Here is a 16,493-nt window from a genome sequence, read left to right as displayed (position 1 = left end):
TCAACCTAACGGAGGTTTCCATGTCCGACTTAGTCGTCATCGTGTATCCGTCCGAGGCGAAAGCCGAAGAAGTACGTCAACGTCTCCTCAAATTGCAGAAAGAATATCTGATAACGATCAACGACGCAGTCATTGCAATCAAGACCGAAGCCGGCACCGTCAAACTGAACCAGCTTGTCAACACGACCGCTATGGGAGCGGCCTCGGGAAGTTTCTGGGGCCTCCTGATAGGCGTCCTCTTTCTGAATCCGATCGTAGGCGTCGCCTTGGGTGCGGCGTCGGGGGCGCTCGGCGGCGCGCTGACCGATTTCGGCATCAATGATGCCTTCATGAAGGAACTCGCAGCGAGCATCCAGCCCGGTAATGCCGCTCTGTTTGTTCTCATCAAAAACATGACGGCAGACAAGGTGCTTAAGGAAATCAGGGATGCCGGAGGCGTCGTGCTCAAAACATCGCTTGATGAGACGAAGGAACAGATATTGCGCGACGCGCTCGCCAAGGCCGCCGTCACCGAAACACCGCCGCCATCAGCAAAGTCGGCCTAATTCAACATCGCGAGGCAGCGAGCGGCTCTGGGGCTGCAACCTCAAGATGCGGGCGTCTTGAGGTCTGCAGCTTGTTAGAGCATGATCCGGAAAAGTGGAAACCGGTTTTCCGAAAAGATCATGCTCAAACAAAAGGATAACGCTAGAGCCTGATTCAGCTCAGTTGAATCAGGCTCGAGCTGAAGGATTCCGATAGCGACAGCTGGCTCTGGTTGCCAGTCTAAGGTTGACCGTCCACAACGACTCGCTCGGGTGTCAGCAAGCCGAACTGCCCGTCCGTTCGTGTCGCTAATGTGTGGATGTAAAAGTAGGTGCTGCTGCCGTCGGTCGCTTCCATCACCGGAGACGGCGCCGACACGATCGCAAGCCCGGCACATTTTCCGATCCAGTCAATATGCCGGTGACCGTGCATCAGCACGACCCGGCCTCCCAACGCCTGGAGCCGCCGAACAAACCAATTTCCATTTACCAGCGCTGTACCGATTCGTTCAGATAGCACCTTTGCCACCTTGGGATATTCGATCACATGGTGGTGAAGCGCGATGATCCAGCGCGCCTGGGGATACAGCGCGGCGGCGATCTCAATCCCTCTCACCTGTTCCACTGAAATCATCCCCAGAGCGTTAGTGAAGGAAAAATGCGTATCGGCATTCGAGTCCAACAGGATTATGCCAAGACCATCGTCACGATCCGGTGGCAGCACCATTGGAAAGACCGCTGCCCATAATTCATTCAACCTCCTGGACAGCCGCGGCCTTCCGACTTCGGCAAACTTTGCCATTTCCGTCCGATGCGGTTTCAGCGCCTCGGAGAGGCTGCCAGCCAGAAGACATCGTCCGGCCTGATCGATCAAACGAACGCGTTCACCGTGGAGAGCGTCAACAGCCGATAAAAACCGAAGTCGGCGCAGCTTTCTATTCGGACTTGTCGGAAGATCGAGCCGGGCTGGATTGGCGCGGTCGACAATATTAAGGTCGTGATTGCCGGGTAAGATCAAAATCCGCTCGGCTAGCCGCGGATGCGCCTTCAGGGCGTCGAGCAATTCTGACCACTCCGCGGAACGGCCCGCATCCGTCATATCGCCGGTAATGAGAATTGTGTCGAGCGGGTTATTGGCGTGAATGAAATCCAGCAGGGTGAGCAGCCGGTTCAGGCGCTCATTTCCGCGCGGCCCCGCTCGACCGCTTTCGATCCGAAAACCGTAGCGTTCGCCTACGACGTGAATATCCGACAAGTGAGCGACGCGCCACGTGTGATCCGCGCCCGCACTTGCAGGGAACTCACCAAAATCACGGGGTTGAGGCATGGTCGCATCAGCGAACGCCCAGACGAGTGCGGCGACGGCGAGATAGGCTGAGACGAGCACGATGCTGTTGGCCAGGGCGACAGAAACCAGGTCATGGGGCGAAGCGAGATCGGTGAGATTGCCCAGCCAGCGCGAGCTTGGCCAGCAGAGCGTCACCACTGCCGACGCTACAGCAAAAATGATGATGCCCGCCGCCCCTGCAGTGCCGGCCCGCAGCGTGGCAAGCTGAGATTCACTAAGTCGCGATTGCAGAAGCTTTTCGACGAGGTGCCGCAAACCCTCCCGGCAAGCGACGTATATCGGTTCGACGGCAAGCGAATTCAAAGACCAGAAACTGCTCTCGGCCATCCGAAACAGCGATCGCACTCCGAACAGTCCGATGGCGAGCACCGTCACAAGAAGCAACGCAGGCCAGATCCCGAGCAGAGGGGATGTGATTTTGCGCGAGACCATACTTACCCAGGCGGAAGCAACAAGCGGTGCGAGTCCGAGCAGTAGACCTGGAACAACGAACAGCATTGTCCAGGACAAGATCAGCTTGGGAAGACTGATCTCCGCCAGCAAGCTGCCGGCAAGCGATAGCAGCGAGCGACGTTTGGTGCTTGACGCGTCATCCTCAACGTCGCCGTCACGAGGATCGATGACGGGATTCATGGCAGGCCCTGACCATCGCGAACATGGCAGCGTTCTTGCGGAGCTCCCGGTCTCGTTGCCGGAATGAGCGGAGGACCCGCGATGTCGCAGTGGCCGCGGTCACCACGATCGCGTTTCGCTGCGGCGAAAGTACAGATACGCTGCAACCGTGAGAAAATTCGTGATTACGGCGATCACATTCCACATGACGACGGACCTCGACCCAATCATAAGGCCGTACCATATCCAGAAGATCTGGAATGTGCCCAAGATCGCGGCCATCCTGGGATTCATGCCAACGATTGATCGCCGTCTGAGCATGGCGACCAAATCGGGCAGAGCGGCGAAGGTCGTACCGAATCCCGCCACGAAGCCGATGATTTGAGTAAGCTCCATCGTTCATCCTCTCAACGTCCCGACCGGCGCCAAATCTACTCAAATCTACCGCCCGAACATGCGCTCCGTTAGCTGCGCCTGTGCGGCGAGTACGAGATCGCCGGCGGCTTTTCCCAGCGCGATCCGGTATGTGCCTTTGGTGATGTGCCATTGGTCGGCTTTCACGCGCCCGCACATCGGCCCGCGAGTCTTGTGTAGTCGTGGAAGTCGTTTGCGCCATAGCAACCTCCTCGCAGATGTCAGCCCAGGTCAGCTCGCAGCCAATCTTCCACATAAAGCCGAAGGACGGCGACACGACCGACCGCAAACAAAGGCACCGCAAGGGCAATGCCCATCACGCCGAACAAGGAACCGAACAAGACGATGGCCACCAATGTCCATGCGGGAGGCAATTCCACTGCCTGACGCTGAATGAGAGGGCCGATCACATAACCCTCAATTGACTGGATGGCGGTATAGATCCCGACGGCCCAGATCAGCATTGCGGGACCCAGAGGCATAGCTACCAATGCTACCGGAATGGCAGCGAGAATTGGGCCGAGATAGGGAACGAAATTTGACAGGCCAGCCTGCGCGCCGAGAAGAAAAGGACCTGGAAGCCCCAATAGATAAAGAGCAAGCCAGACACACGCGGTCATAAGCACGATTCTGATAAGTTGCCCGACAAGCCACAAGCGCAAGACACTGCCCATCTCATCCAGAACGCCACGCACGCGTTGGCGCGACATGGGCCTGACCAGCAAGACGACGCCATCGCGATAGGCTCGCGGATCAAATGAGAAGAGAAGGCCGAGGAACACAATGACGAGGGTGTTGGCCAGGAAGCTGGACGCTGTCCCGACGGCCGTCTGAGCATGGCCGAACAGCTTATCATGGTCGGGAAACCAGCGGGAAAGATCGCGGTCACCATCGGGACCAAACAAATCAACGCCAATAGACTGGAGGCGTTGTTGCAGGACATCAAGCTGCGCCTCTATCACATGTATCAAAAGCCGTGCTTGTTCAGGAATTTTCCCAACCCCCCAAATGGCGCCCAGCACTATCAGGGCCGTCAGGGCCAGAATCACCAGGGTCAATCGCCATACACGGCCGAGAGGGATGACGGGACCGAGTGCTCGGGCACAGGCATCGAGAAAAGATGCAAACAGGATACCGGCGAATATGATGAGAAGGCTGGAAGACGTCCGCCATATGAGGAGAATACCGAGGACGACGCTCAACACGCAGAGCGCTGCGGCGAGGGTGAACCCCCGCCCGGCGCCCTCCACTTCAGATGAGAGCTCAAGGCGTTGAACGTTTTCGGCAATTCTGTCCGGATTCACCTTCGGTTCGGTCATTGAGCCCTCAATACTCGTTCCGCGCCGAAAGGTATCTTCCTTTCAAAGTCCGACCAATTTTGTACGAATTGCATACCGGACCAATTCGGCCGTGGATGAAATACCGAGCTTACGCATTGCCGAAGCGCGGTGAGTCTCGACCGTCTTTGCACTAAGATTCAAGACGGCGCTGACGGACTTGTTGGTGTGTCCTTCCGCAACCAGTTGAACGACGCTCTGTTCTCGCGAAGATAGCAGGACGTCCGACCTGTCCTTCTTGTTCGACAGGTATTCGCGAAGCAACTTCTCCAACAATACGCCGGTGAAGTAGGGTCGATGCTCAAGCAATGCTTCAACAGCCGCAATAAGATGACTCCTTGCGTCTGATTTTAGCAGAAATCCTCGTACTCCTGCCAGAAGTACTTCGGTCAGAATTTCTTCGCTTTCATGCATCGTAAGAATCAGCACTTCCGCGCGCAGACCATGAAATTTGATTCGACGGCTGACTTCCAACCCATTCATAATCGGCATCGAGTAATCGACGATCGCTACATCCGGCTTCTTTTTCAAAGCGAGCGCGATGGCGTCCCTACCGTTGTTCGCCTCCCCACTCACCACCCAGTCGGCGCGAGTTTCGATGATCGCGCGAAGTCCAGACCGCACGACTTCATGGTCGTCCGCAATCAATATCTGCTTCACAGCGACGTTCCTATCGATTGGAACCACCGCAGCTATGGGGCGCCGACGACAACAACGCGGCAGCGGAACAATCGAGGATACGGCTCGGAATGCCCACCGTTAATCCCACAAAACCCTGAGACTCGGGGGATGAATGTCCCGATTTCCTGATCGACTACTGCCGGCATCTAATGTCGCCGCGGGCTCACTATCTTCAAGGCTCTTCTTCAAACCGGAAGAAGGATGTAGCAGTCTCGGAAGATGGGCCGAAAACCTGTAACTCTACCTATCGTCCGGAGATCTAGCTTCCGAATTCAACGCAAGATGATCGAGCGAACTGGGCTTTGAATCATGAACAAACCGCCGATCTCATGCCTGCACGAGTTTGGTGCGAACCGCGTAGCGAACCAGGCCGGCGGTCGAGTTAATGTCAAGCTTGCGCATGGCGGCCGCTCGATGCGTCTCTGTCGTTTTTATGCTGAGATTCAAGATCGCGCTGACGGCCTTGTTACTGTAGCCTTCCGCAACCAATTGAACGACCGTCTTTTCCCGAGGCGAAAGCATTTGGCTCGGGCCGCGCTTTCCGGTCGACATGCCTTTTATTAGTTCGCTCGAAAAAGCGCTGGCGTAAAACGGCTTGTGAACTATCAACGACTCAACGGCCGCCAAGAGCATTTTATTCGCATCAGACTTCAGCAAAAACGCGCGGGCACCCGCCTGGAACGCCTGCAACGCAAGCACGTTTGAGTCATGCATCGTGAAAATGAGTATTTCCGTTACCAGCTGATGTTCCCTGATCCGCCGTGCAACTTCCACCCCCGTCATTAGCGGCATTGAGTAATCAACGATGGCTACGTCGGGCCGTTTTTCAATAGCCCCGGCGACCGCCTCGCTGCCGTCGTGCGCCTCGGCAACGACCTCCCAGCCAGCATGCCCTTCCAAAACGGCACGGAGTCCTGATCGCACCGTTTCATGATCGTCAGCTATAAGAAACCGCTTCATGACCGAACAAACTCCAATGTCGCTCCACATCGGGCGCGACATAATTGCATCACTGCCGTTCGTCTCTAAAACTTCCCCGGATTCTTCACATTCCTCCAATATTTCGAGCAGCCTGGCGGACTTTTAATGCTGTTGGCAACGCGTTCCCTTACGCGGGAGAGAATGCGGAATTACCGCACACAACGTCGTACCTCGGCGTTCCGTTGCCGAAGAAGAGCGGATTTCGAGAGCCCCTCCCATCTGCTGCAACCTGACTCTCATAGCGGGAATTCCGACACCAAACGACATCGCCTTGGGGCCCGATCTCGCCTGGCCGACCAGCATGCCGCGGCCGTTGTCACTAATCCGAAGCTTGAAATGCGTGTCGGTAGCTTCCAGCGCGATCTTCACCTCTGTTGCTTTCGCATGACGAAAAACATTCGTAAGGGCTTCTTGAATAACTCTCAGCACCGAGCGCTGCCCCTCGTATGACAGCTCATCGACCTCGGGAGCGATCTCAACGTCAACCTTCAATGAAGTGCGCGCTGAAAATCCGTCTACGAACTGTTCGATGGTAATCTTCAGTCCGTCGGCGAGCAGATTTTTCGGATGCAATAGGTAGGTAAAGGCCCGGATTTCCCTGAGCGCCTGATCGATCGACGCATCGACTTCGTCGCAGAGGCTTTCGGCGGTATCCGCATGGCCGGCATCGTGTATCGCGCGCCTCATCCGCATTACATTCAAGCTGGCAGCAATCAAATGTTGGCAAGTCGAATCATGAAGGTCAGATGCAATCCGCTGCTGTACCTCTTCCTGAAGCGATAACAGCCGGACGCTGCGATTCGCCGAGACTCGTCTTGTGGCAGTCTCGACAGCATCGCGCCCCTCTTTGATGGCTCGGTGGCTGCCAACCAGCCTGACTATGCTGCCGCTTACGGGATCACGGACGGGAGCGACCGTCGTCTCAAAGTTTCGTTGCGGTCCGCCGAGAGCAAGGCGATGCCGGCAACGAACCGGCTCTCCGTCAGCAAGACACGCGTCGCAGGATGCGCAAATGGATTTCGCGTCTCCGGCACTCATGCAGTCCGAAACGGCTTTATCGCGGATGTTCTCGGACGAGGTTCCAAGCAAGCGTTCGAAAGCCGGATTTATGCTCTCGTAGACAAATCGCCCTGTATGCGAGGCTCGCATTCGAAAAAGAAATTCCGGAGCATGCATCCAGTAGAGCTTATCGCACGCTTCTTCCGAAGCCATCCTTGGCCATTTCCGACCGGGAACTCGGTACGATCCGTCAACTCGGTGCGATCCGTTTATGCGAGCTTTGTGTGCCTTCATCATTGGCTCTTGCCCGATTTTTCTCAGATGGCACGGTGTATGAAACTGCTCACTCTCCCTTAGGTCGATTGCGGTAGTAAATACCCTTAGTGAAATCCCCGTCAAGTAACATGTCGAGAATTCGTTTTCATTGAATCAAGTTTCAACATTTCGCTAAATCAACCGGATGAGGATTGAAGCGCTTTCCGCCGCGCGTGATGATGTCTCGGCAGCAGCATTTCAGCCGCTGGGCACGACCGCTGCGGGCGGATTTCGGGTACACACTTCTATCCGGGAATACATCAGCGCGCTCAGTACATTTACTGATAGCGGAAGATGATCTTCCGATCGAAAATACTCGACGGTGATCGGTGTATTTCGCTGACGAACTGCGGCGCCCCTATAAACAAATGCGGGTTGGGGCGCAGGTCGCATTTGGCGAGGATATCTGCAGGCCGAGCGATCTGCAGCTCTCATCGAAGGTTCCGTCATGCCCATGCGCGCCGACCAGACGACATTATATCGAATGCTTATGATGGCGCTCATGACAATTGCGCCGGTATTGCTGCTCGCGGCCTGCCAGAGAGAGACAGACACCGCAGCTCCGGCAGCCCGTCCAGCTCGGACGACAACCGTTCAGAAACGTGAGGGCGGTCAGCAAGTTACATTTACAGGCCGTATCGAGGCTGAAGATGAAGTGAGCGTGGCGTTTCGAATTTCCGGGCGGCTATTGGAAAGCAGCGGCAAGCTCGGGGACCGGGTGGAACCCGGGCAAATAATGGCACGACTTGAACCACAGAACGAGTTGAACGCGCTGCGGCAGGCGCAGGCAGGTCTTGCGGCCGCTCAGGGGCAATTAACGCAGGCGCGCAATCATTTCGAACGCCAGGAGACGCTTCTGGCACAGGGATGGACGACGCGGGCCAATTTCGATGTCGCGACGCAGGCGCAACAAACCGCTCAATCGCAAGTAGATGCAGCCGAAGCCCAGCTACATACCGCACATGATTTGGTAAGCTTCACCGAGCTCAAGGCCGATGCGCCGGGGATAATAACCGCAATAGGTCCTGGCGCGGGGGAAGTTGTTCAGGCGGGGCAAATGATCGCCAGGCTTGCGCGGAAAGACGGTCGCGATGCCATTTTCGACATTCCGGCCCAGTTCCTTCGATCAGCACCTGCCGATCCCCGGATCACCGTCAGCCTGACGGACGATCCCTCGGTGACTGCCTCCGGACGTATCCGCGAGGTCGCCGCCCAAGCCAATCCTGTAACCCGAACCTTCGAGGTCAAAGTCGGCTTGACTGACCCTCCGCTGGCAATGCGACTCGGGGCGACCGTGGTCGGGCGCGTGGAAACCGACGCCGGACCGATCATCGAGATACCGGCAACGGCATTAACGAAGATCAATCAACAGCCGGCGGTATGGATTGTCGATCCATCGACCCATACGGTTTCAATCCGAAACGTCGACGTGTTGCGCTTTGACCAGGCGCGGGTCGTCGTTTCCCAGGGACTCGACACCGGCGAAATCGTAGTCACGGCGGGTGTTCAGGCGCTCCACCCGGGCCAGAAGATTCGCGTGCTCGGGTCAGAGCCATGACGGGGCTCAATCTTTCCGAATGGGCGCTCAAAAACCGCTCGCTCGTCGCCTATATCATGATTGTTGCTGTCATCGCGGGGGTTTTGTCCTATTTCCGACTTGGCCGCAGCGAGGATCCTGCCTTCATCATTAAAACCATGGTAGTTCAGGCGGCTTGGCCCGGAGCGACCGTTGAGGAGACGCTCAAGCAGGTCACTGAACGGCTCGAGCGCAAACTGCAAGAGACCCCTCACCTGGATTTTCTGCGCAGCTTCACGCGTGCCGGCGTCACGACAATCTTTGTCAACCTGAAGGGCAGCGCGAGCGCAAAAGACGTTTCCGACACCTGGTATCAGGTTCGCAAGAACGTCGGCGATATCCGGAGCACACTGCCGGCAGGAATTATTGGGCCCGGCTTCAATGATGATTTCGGCGATACGTTCGGGATCATCTATGGCTTTACAAGCGATGGCTTCACGCACCGCGAACTGCGTGACCGTGTGGAGGATATCCGCTCGCAGCTGCTGCTTGTGCCTGACGTATCAAAAATCGAACTGCTGGGAACCCAAGACGAGAAGATCTTTGTCGAATTCTCGATGAAGGAACTCGCCAGCCTGGGGATCGACCGATCTGCACTGATTGCCGCGCTGCAAGCGCAGAACATCGTACGGCCGGCCGGCACGATTCAAACCGGCGATGAAAGTCTTTCGGTGCGGGTTTCAGGCGCATTTCTGTCCGAACAGGATGTCGCGAACACCAATTTCGTCGCCGGCGGACGGATGCTCCGCCTTAGCGATATCGCGCAAGTACGGCGCGATTACTCCGACCCGCCACAGCCACTTTTTCGTGTGAATGGCGAACCGGCGATCGGACTTGCGATCGCCATGCGAGAAGGCGGTGACATTCTTGCTCTGGGCGCGAACATCAAGCAATTGATGGCGCGGATCACGGCGGACCTGCCTATCGGCATCGAGCCGAAATTAATCGCCGACCAGGCCGTCACCGTCGACGGCGCCATCTCCGAATTCATGACGTCGCTGCTGCAAGCGATCGCGATTATTCTCGCGGTGAGCTTCATCAGTCTCGGTGTCCGCCCCGGCTTGATCATCGCACTTTCCATTCCGTTGACGCTGGCCATCGTTTTTCCGACCATGAAAATGGCGGGCATCGATATGCAGCGAATATCGCTCGGCGCACTTATCATTGCCCTCGCGTTGCTCGTCGACGACGCGATGACGACTACGGACGCCACGCTCAATCGATTGGCGGAAGGCGACGACAAGGTCGAGGCCGCGACCTACGCGTTCCGGACCTACGCGTTCGCCATGCTGGCGGGAACGCTGGTAACGATCGCAGGTTTTGTCCCGGTCGGCTTTGCTGCCAGTTCAGCGGGAGAATACACATTCTCGCTCTTCGCGGTGGTCAGCATCGCACTGATCGTGTCCTGGTTCGTTGCGGTCATCTTTGCGCCGCTGCTGGGTGTCGTCATTCTCACTCCACCGAAGGCGGCAAAGGCCGCCAGTCCCGGCAGGATTTACCAATGGTATCGGGATTTCCTCACGCTTGCGATGCGAGGGAAATGGGTAACAATTTTCGCTTCGTTGGCCCTCTTCGTCGCGTCCTTTCTCGCGCTTCCGCTGATACCCCGGCAATTCTTTCCGTCCTCGGATCGTCCGGAGTTGCTCGTTGACCTCAGTCTGCCGCAGAATGCGTCGATCTATGCCAGCGAATCCGCGGCGCAACGCCTTGATGCTGCTCTGAAGGGCGATCCAGATGTCTCGCGCTGGAGCACTTATGTGGGCCGCGGCGCTATTCGCTTCTATCTGCCACTCAACGTCCAGTTACCCAACAATTTTTTCACCCAAGGCGTAATTGTTGCAAAGGACGTCGCGGCCCGCGAGCGTCTTCGTCTGAAGCTGGAAGAAATCCTGGCAGAACAGCTTCCAAGCGCAATTTCGCGGGTTTACCCACTTGAACTTGGGCCTCCGGTCGGATGGCCTCTGCAATATCGCGTCAGTGGTCCCGACGTAGATCAGGTTCGTGCCATTGCTCTCAAGCTCGCCCAGATCATCGCAACCAATCCCAAAGCCGAAAAGGTCAATTTTGACTGGATCGAGCCCGCCCGGCAGGTGCGCATTCGTGTCGACCAGGATGAGGCGCGCTTGCTGGGCCTCAGCTCGCAAGCACTAGCCAATGTTCTGAATACCGTCATATCCGGCACCGCCGTTACCCAAGTGCGCGACGATATCTTTTTGGTCGACGTCATCGCACGTGCGACGGATGAGCAGCGCGTCTCGCTTTCCACTCTGCGCACCCTGCAAGTGCCGTTGCCCGGTGGGCAAACGGTTCCGCTCAGTCAGTTTGCGACCTTCGAATATGAGCAGGAATATCCCTTGATCTGGCGGCGCGACCGCGTTCCGACCCTGACCGTGCAAGCCGACATCGTCGCGGGAGCCCTGCCGGAGACGGTAGTGACCTCGCTTTCACCCTTGGTGGAAACCCTGATAAAGACCCTTCCGCCATCGTATAATATCGTTGTTGGCGGGACTGTAGAAGAGAGCAAGAAATCGCAGGCTTCCGTCATCGCCGTTGTACCGGTCATGTTGCTCATCATGTTCACCGTCCTCATGGTCCAGTTACAAAGCTTCCAACGATTGTTCCTGGTCCTCAGCGTAGCGCCTCTCGGCCTGATCGGTGTCGTCGCGGCGCTCCTGGTTTCTGGCAGACCGCTGGGCTTCGTTGCAATCCTGGGCATCCTGGCGCTGCTGGGCATGATTACCAAGAATGCGGTGATCTTGATCGGTCAGATCGAGGCGGAGCGTTCCCAGGGAAAAAATGCTTGGGAAGCCGCCATCGATGCCAGCAGCTCCCGTTTCCGCCCCATCATGCTGACGGCTGTATCCACCGTTCTCGGTATGATACCGATTGCTCCGACGGTGTTCTGGGGACCGATGGCCTTTGCAATTATGGGAGGTTTGTTGGTCGCGACGATTTTGACGCTGATCTTTCTGCCCACATTGTATGTTGCCTGGTTCAAGGGAAACGAAGCATCGCCGGATGCTTCGTCCAGTTCGGCATAGTCATGCAAAGATGCAAGCTCGCGCAAAATGCAAGCTCGCCCAAAATGCAAGATCGCGCCCGCGTCTTGCATCGATCGAAATCTTCAAAGATCGAAACAAGAGAGCGGCTTTCTTCAAATGTCTTCAAATTCACGGCCGGGATAGCTTTTCGCATTCCGCGATAGGGGTAATTCCACGTCTTCAACTAGGTGATCACCCGATATCGCGGCACATTCTAAAGGTGCACTATGCCTTTCTAAAAAAGGAGGCGATGATGCAGAATCCGAACGCACGATTTGCATTAGCCCTGCTTGTTCCCGCGCTTCTTGGGTTGTCAATTTCCGAAGCGGCGGCTGCGAGCCGATCAAGCCAAGCACTCGAAGCCAAACGAGCGGAGTGTTTCAGGCAAGCCAATGAAGCGGCGTCGGCCGTCCTTGTAACGAACCCTGGTGCAACTACAGAGAGAAACGTGAGAGGTTCGTCGGCCTATCACGATTGTGCCGGGCGAATGGGAATCCGACCCTAAAGCAGCGTCGTGATGCGGCTGCAACTCCGCTCGAATTGTAGCCGATTTAGCGTCACTCAGGGCCACACCCGAACCACAAGGGTTTTCGCTGGCTGGCATTGCTGAGGTTCGATATGACGTCGCAGCCGGCACAGAAGCTTTCTTTGTTCGCCCTGACCGCGATGGTGGTCGGGTCAATGGTGGGCTCGGGCATTTTTTCGTTGCCGCGAACCTTCGCGCTCGCGACCGGGCCCTTTGGCGCCATCATTGCGTGGTGCATCGCGGGAGGCGGCATGTACATGCTGGCCCGCGTGTTTCAGGCGCTCGCCGAACGCAAACCCGATCTGGACGCCGGCGTCTACGCCTATGCCAAGGCCGGGTTCGGCGACTATCCCGGTTTTTTGTCGGCGCTCGGCTACTGGGTCGGTAGTTGCATCGGCAACGTTTCGTATTGGGTTCTGATCAAGTCAACGCTCGGCGCGTTCTTTCCGATCTTCGGGGATGGCAACACGGTTACGGCGATCGTCGTCGCCTCGATCGGAATTTGGCTCTTTCACTTCATGATCCTGCGGGGAGTCCAGCAGGCTGCCGCTATCAATACCGTCGTCACGATCGCAAAGATCGTCCCTATCCTGGTTTTCATCGTACTCCTGATTTTCGCGTTCAAGGCCAATCTGTTCCGCGCGAACTTCTGGGGCGGCGAAGGCATGCCGCCCGCCAGCCTGTTCGACCAGATCCGCGCGACGATGCTCGTTACGGTGTTCGTCTTCCTCGGGATCGAGGGTGCGAGCGTGTATTCGCGCTATGCCAAAGAACGTTCCGACGTCGGCACGGCGACCATTTTTGGCTTTCTCGGCGTAACGACCCTGATGGTGCTGGTCACCATGCTGCCATACGCCGCTCTCACCCGCGCCGACGTTGCCGGCATGCGTCAGCCGTCGATGGCAACGGTGCTGGAGGCCGTGGTCGGGCACTGGGGCGCAGTCTTCGTCAGTGCCGGTTTGATCGTCTCGGTGCTAGGCGCTTATCTCGCATGGTCCCTGATTTGCGCCGAGGTACTCTCGGTAGCTGCAAAGACCAAGGACATGCCGAAGGTTTTCGCAACCGAGAACCAGAACAAAGTGCCGGCGGCTGCGCTATGGATGACCAACATCATCGTTCAGCTTTTCGTCATCAGCACCTTTTGGTCCAATGACGCGTTCTCGCTGATGTTGAATCTGACCAGCGTGATGGCGCTGATTCCGTTCTTCCTCGTCGCGGCATACGGATTCCTGATGGCCAGGCGCGGCGAAACCTACGGAACGCGGCCAGAGGAGCGCACGCGGGATCTGATCATCGCCGGTCTCGCAGTGATCTATACCCTGTTCCTGCTCTATGCCGCCGGGATGAAGTTCCTGCTGCTCTCGGCGATCCTCTACGGGCCCGGCACCGTGCTCTACATCTGGGCGAAGCGGGAGCAGAAAAAGCAGCTCTTCACCGCGGTGGAATGGGTCATCTTCGCCGTCGCGCTGATCGGCGCGGCGGTTGGCATCCACGGGCTGGCGACCGGCTACATCACCATCTAGGCAAGGCGGATCTCATGGCAGAAGCAAATCTCAGATCGTCAGTCCCCTTCGGCGTTCACTCAGAGGTCGGTCAGCTGCGCAAGGTTATGGTGTGCGCGCCGGGACGTGCTCATCAACGCCTGACGCCCTCCAACTGCGACACTTTGTTATTTGACGACGTCTTGTGGGTGGACAACGCCAAGCGGGACCATTTCGATTTCGTCCAAAAGATGCGCGATCGCGGCGTCGAAGTGGTCGAGATGCATAACCTGCTCACGGAGACGGTCGCTATCCCCGAAGCCAAGAAGTGGATTCTCGACAATCAAGTTGTGCCCAATCAGGTGGGCCTTGGTCTGGTCGATGAGATCCGCGGCTATCTCGATGGCCTGCAGCCCCGCGAACTCGCCGAAACCCTGATTGGCGGCTTATCGACCCTGGACTTTCCCGACGCTCACGGCGGCGACATGCTCAAACTTGTCCGCGAGGCCGCGGGCATGACTGAATACCTGCTGCCTCCCCTTCCCAATACGCTGTATACGCGGGACACCACGTGCTGGATCTATGGCGGCGTCACCCTCAACTCGCTTTATTGGCCCGCGCGGCACGAAGAACCTATCCTGACCACAGCCATCTACAAGTTTCATCCCGACTTCGCCGGCAAAGTCAACGTTTGGTGGGGTGATCCGACACAGGACCATGGCCTCGCCACGCTCGAGGGCGGCGATGTCATGCCGATCGGCAAGGGCAATGTGCTGATCGGCTTGAGCGAGCGCACCTCGCGCCAGGCCATCAGCCAACTCGCAGCCGCGCTATTTGAAAAAGGCGCGGTAGAGCGGGTCATTGTGGCGGCGATGCCCAAGCTCCGCGCGGCGATGCATCTGGATACAGTCTTCACATTCGCCGACCGCGACTGTGTTCTGCTCTATCCCGACATCGTGAACAACATCACCGCGTTTTCATACCGGCCGAGCAACAAGTCGGGCGGAGTTGAGTTGCGCAAGGACGACAAGCCGTTCGTCGAGGTGATAGCCGATGCACTTGGCCTCAAGAAGCTGCGCGTGGTCGAGACCGGCGGCAATGCTTATATGCGCGAGCGGACGCAATGGGATAGCGGCGCAAATCTTGTTTGTGCGTCTCCGGGTGTTGTCTTCGCCTACGACCGGAACACATATACGAATACTCTGCTGCGCAAGGAAGGCATCGAGGTCGTCACGATCGTTGGTGCCGAACTCGGCCGCGGCCGCGGTGGCGGTCACTGCATGACCTGTCCGATTATCCGCGATGCGGTGGACTACTAGGCCGTTCGACAACGCTCGCTCGGCCAGCGACGGCTGCGTTCGGACCCGAATCAAATCGTGAGTCGGCGCGTCGACAAGGTTCCGCGCGCTCTACCGCCTGCCGCGAAGTGAGAGCGTGTGATTTGTTTGCAACGCCATCGAGCTATTTCAATGCTGGTTGAGCGGTTTCTTGACAAGTGACAATGCGGGCGTAGCCTGAACGAGCTCCGGCCAATGGACAAAGACTCCGTGGGAGATTCCAATGCGCGGATCTAGAGCTCTGTTGCCGATTTTCGGATTTTTCAGCGCGAGCGGAGCTTTTGCCGCCGACCTAGATCTGACCGAATTCAAGCCGGTTGCGTTCGCTCCGACCGCGCCTTCCTGGAGCGTCGTTGGATCCGTCTCTCCAACGTATACCGAGAACGCGCTGTTCAGCCGGGACGACCGGCGTCGCGACTTCTTTTATGAGCCTGACGTGAGTGTGAGGCTGGACGGCAATTTGTCGCCCGATTTGTCGTACCGCATCTATGCTCGAACACAGTTCGAATCTTTTGCAACCGAGCATGACGGCAATGCCGCGATCGCACGCTTGGGGGCGCGGCTGACCGAGAATCTATACGGCTGGAGGATAACCGCCACTTACGAAAACAGATATGATTTCGACGGCATCTACCGCGATCTTGCGTTCACTTCCAACGATGTGATGGGTTCGGTCACGCGCGACTTCCAGTTTGACAATGTGACACTCTCGCCGCTCGTGCTGCTCACCTACCGATTTTCTGACCTAGCGGAGGCTCGCCGCTGGCGTTTCGATGCGTTGGTCGGAATCGAAGTCAAGCTCAATCCGAAATGGTCGATTGTCAGCACGCCGCTGATCGAAGCATTTTGGTTCACCGACGGCCTCAACACCGGCCGTAAAGATCAAATCTACTCCGCGACTCTTGGACTTAAATACAATATTGCCAGCAATATATCGCTTACCAGCAACGTGCTTTACGAAGCGCGAACATCGAACGTTGCCTTGCGTCACTACACGGATTGGCAGATAGGCCCGAGACTCGACTTCGCTTTTTAGAGGAATGGCCATGAAAACGATCATGAAACGCCTGGTCATGTTGGTCGGTGCAACAATCGGATTATGCGCGGCGTCGGCCGTCACCGCCGAGCCGCGCGATTCCGTCGAACGCGGTACGAGGATGGACACCGATGCAATTCGGGACGACGTCCGCACCAATCGCCTTCAGATCCCCGAGCATCCCCTGGCTGCCGAACAATCCCCGCAACCTGCCCCCAGTTCAAAAGGAAAAAGCAAATCCAGGAGAAGCGGAGGGAGCAGCCACTAGCGGCGGACCGTTTGAAC

General features: G+C 57.2%; 13 protein-coding genes. 7 read left to right on the top strand and 6 right to left on the bottom strand.

Going from position 1 to position 16,493, the window contains the following annotated elements; translation table 11 throughout:
• Positions 1–20 precede the first annotated feature (20 nt).
• A complete protein-coding gene (locus tag B5526_RS23395; protein ID WP_079542070.1) occupies positions 21–545 on the top strand; it encodes a DUF1269 domain-containing protein in 525 nt (174 codons plus the stop codon).
• Between the two features lie 220 nt (positions 546–765).
• On the opposite strand, the gene B5526_RS23390 is transcribed toward B5526_RS23395, so the two are convergent.
• The 6 genes from B5526_RS23390 to B5526_RS23365 form a co-directional block, all read right to left on the bottom strand.
• The gene (locus B5526_RS23390; RefSeq protein ID WP_079542068.1) at positions 766–2,505 is read right to left on the bottom strand and encodes a metallophosphoesterase family protein; all 1,740 of its coding nucleotides are present in this window, start codon (positions 2,503–2,505) and stop codon (positions 766–768) included.
• Between the two features lie 99 nt (positions 2,506–2,604).
• A complete protein-coding gene (locus B5526_RS39790) occupies positions 2,605–2,805 on the bottom strand; it encodes a SemiSWEET family transporter (RefSeq protein ID WP_433994660.1) in 201 nt (66 codons plus the stop codon).
• Between the two features lie 314 nt (positions 2,806–3,119).
• The gene (locus B5526_RS23380; RefSeq protein ID WP_079542064.1) at positions 3,120–4,217 is read right to left on the bottom strand and encodes an AI-2E family transporter; all 1,098 of its coding nucleotides are present in this window, start codon (positions 4,215–4,217) and stop codon (positions 3,120–3,122) included.
• A gap of 42 nt (positions 4,218–4,259) precedes the next feature.
• Positions 4,260–4,895 carry a response regulator transcription factor gene (locus tag B5526_RS23375; protein WP_079545227.1) on the bottom strand — a complete coding sequence of 212 codons (636 nt, stop codon included), beginning with the start codon at positions 4,893–4,895 and terminating at the stop codon, positions 4,260–4,262.
• Between the two features lie 348 nt (positions 4,896–5,243).
• Positions 5,244–5,876, bottom strand: coding sequence for a response regulator (locus B5526_RS23370; protein ID WP_079542062.1), 633 nt, complete (start codon positions 5,874–5,876; stop codon positions 5,244–5,246).
• Between the two features lie 123 nt (positions 5,877–5,999).
• Positions 6,000–7,109: an ATP-binding protein gene (locus B5526_RS23365; protein WP_244562038.1), complete on the bottom strand. Its 1,110-nt coding sequence runs from the start codon at positions 7,107–7,109 to the stop codon at positions 6,000–6,002.
• A gap of 556 nt (positions 7,110–7,665) precedes the next feature.
• Between B5526_RS23365 and B5526_RS23360 the strand changes: the two genes are divergently transcribed.
• From B5526_RS23360 to B5526_RS37835, 6 genes are all read left to right on the top strand, one after another.
• A complete protein-coding gene (locus tag B5526_RS23360; protein ID WP_079545223.1) occupies positions 7,666–8,769 on the top strand; it encodes an efflux RND transporter periplasmic adaptor subunit in 1,104 nt (367 codons plus the stop codon).
• Positions 8,766–11,828, top strand: coding sequence for an efflux RND transporter permease subunit (locus B5526_RS23355; protein WP_079542060.1), 3,063 nt, complete (start codon positions 8,766–8,768; stop codon positions 11,826–11,828). The genes B5526_RS23360 and B5526_RS23355 overlap by 4 nt, the downstream gene beginning before the upstream one ends.
• 618 nt (positions 11,829–12,446) lie before the next feature.
• Complete coding sequence (locus B5526_RS23350; RefSeq protein ID WP_079542058.1) at positions 12,447–13,877, top strand: basic amino acid/polyamine antiporter; 1,431 nt, start codon at positions 12,447–12,449, stop codon at positions 13,875–13,877.
• Positions 13,878–13,891: 14 nt separating this feature from the next.
• Positions 13,892–15,154, top strand: a complete 1,263-nt coding sequence (gene arcA / locus B5526_RS23345) for an arginine deiminase (RefSeq protein WP_079542056.1) — start codon at positions 13,892–13,894, stop codon at positions 15,152–15,154.
• A 241-nt stretch (positions 15,155–15,395) separates the two neighbouring features.
• The gene (locus tag B5526_RS23340) at positions 15,396–16,208 is read left to right on the top strand and encodes an outer membrane beta-barrel protein (protein WP_079542054.1); all 813 of its coding nucleotides are present in this window, start codon (positions 15,396–15,398) and stop codon (positions 16,206–16,208) included.
• A gap of 10 nt (positions 16,209–16,218) precedes the next feature.
• The gene (locus tag B5526_RS37835) at positions 16,219–16,476 is read left to right on the top strand and encodes a hypothetical protein (RefSeq protein WP_154071406.1); all 258 of its coding nucleotides are present in this window, start codon (positions 16,219–16,221) and stop codon (positions 16,474–16,476) included.
• Positions 16,477–16,493: the final 17 nt, after the last annotated feature.

It is taken from the genome of Bradyrhizobium lablabi, from assembly GCF_900141755.1.
Classification (GTDB): domain Bacteria; phylum Pseudomonadota; class Alphaproteobacteria; order Rhizobiales; family Xanthobacteraceae; genus Bradyrhizobium; species Bradyrhizobium lablabi_A.
Note: the sequence above shows the minus strand (reverse complement) of the source record. Positions and strands in the feature narration are given on the sequence as shown.

Coding starts and splice junctions, on each gene's coding strand:
- B5526_RS23370 (WP_079542062.1), bottom strand. CDS start 5,876: ATGAAGCGGTTTCTTATAGCTGACGATCATGAAACGGTGCGATCAGGA.
- B5526_RS23365 (WP_244562038.1), bottom strand. CDS start 7,109: ATGGCTTCGGAAGAAGCGTGCGATAAGCTCTACTGGATGCATGCTCCG.
- B5526_RS23350 (WP_079542058.1), top strand. CDS start 12,447: ATGACGTCGCAGCCGGCACAGAAGCTTTCTTTGTTCGCCCTGACCGCG.
- B5526_RS23380 (WP_079542064.1), bottom strand. CDS start 4,217: ATGACCGAACCGAAGGTGAATCCGGACAGAATTGCCGAAAACGTTCAA.
- B5526_RS39790 (WP_433994660.1), bottom strand. CDS start 2,805: ATGCTCAGACGGCGATCAATCGTTGGCATGAATCCCAGGATGGCCGCG.
- B5526_RS23395 (WP_079542070.1), top strand. CDS start 21: ATGTCCGACTTAGTCGTCATCGTGTATCCGTCCGAGGCGAAAGCCGAA.
- B5526_RS23360 (WP_079545223.1), top strand. CDS start 7,666: ATGCGCGCCGACCAGACGACATTATATCGAATGCTTATGATGGCGCTC.
- B5526_RS23340 (WP_079542054.1), top strand. CDS start 15,396: ATGCGCGGATCTAGAGCTCTGTTGCCGATTTTCGGATTTTTCAGCGCG.
- B5526_RS37835 (WP_154071406.1), top strand. CDS start 16,219: ATGAAAACGATCATGAAACGCCTGGTCATGTTGGTCGGTGCAACAATC.
- B5526_RS23355 (WP_079542060.1), top strand. CDS start 8,766: ATGACGGGGCTCAATCTTTCCGAATGGGCGCTCAAAAACCGCTCGCTC.
- arcA (WP_079542056.1), top strand. CDS start 13,892: ATGGCAGAAGCAAATCTCAGATCGTCAGTCCCCTTCGGCGTTCACTCA.
- B5526_RS23390 (WP_079542068.1), bottom strand. CDS start 2,505: ATGAATCCCGTCATCGATCCTCGTGACGGCGACGTTGAGGATGACGCG.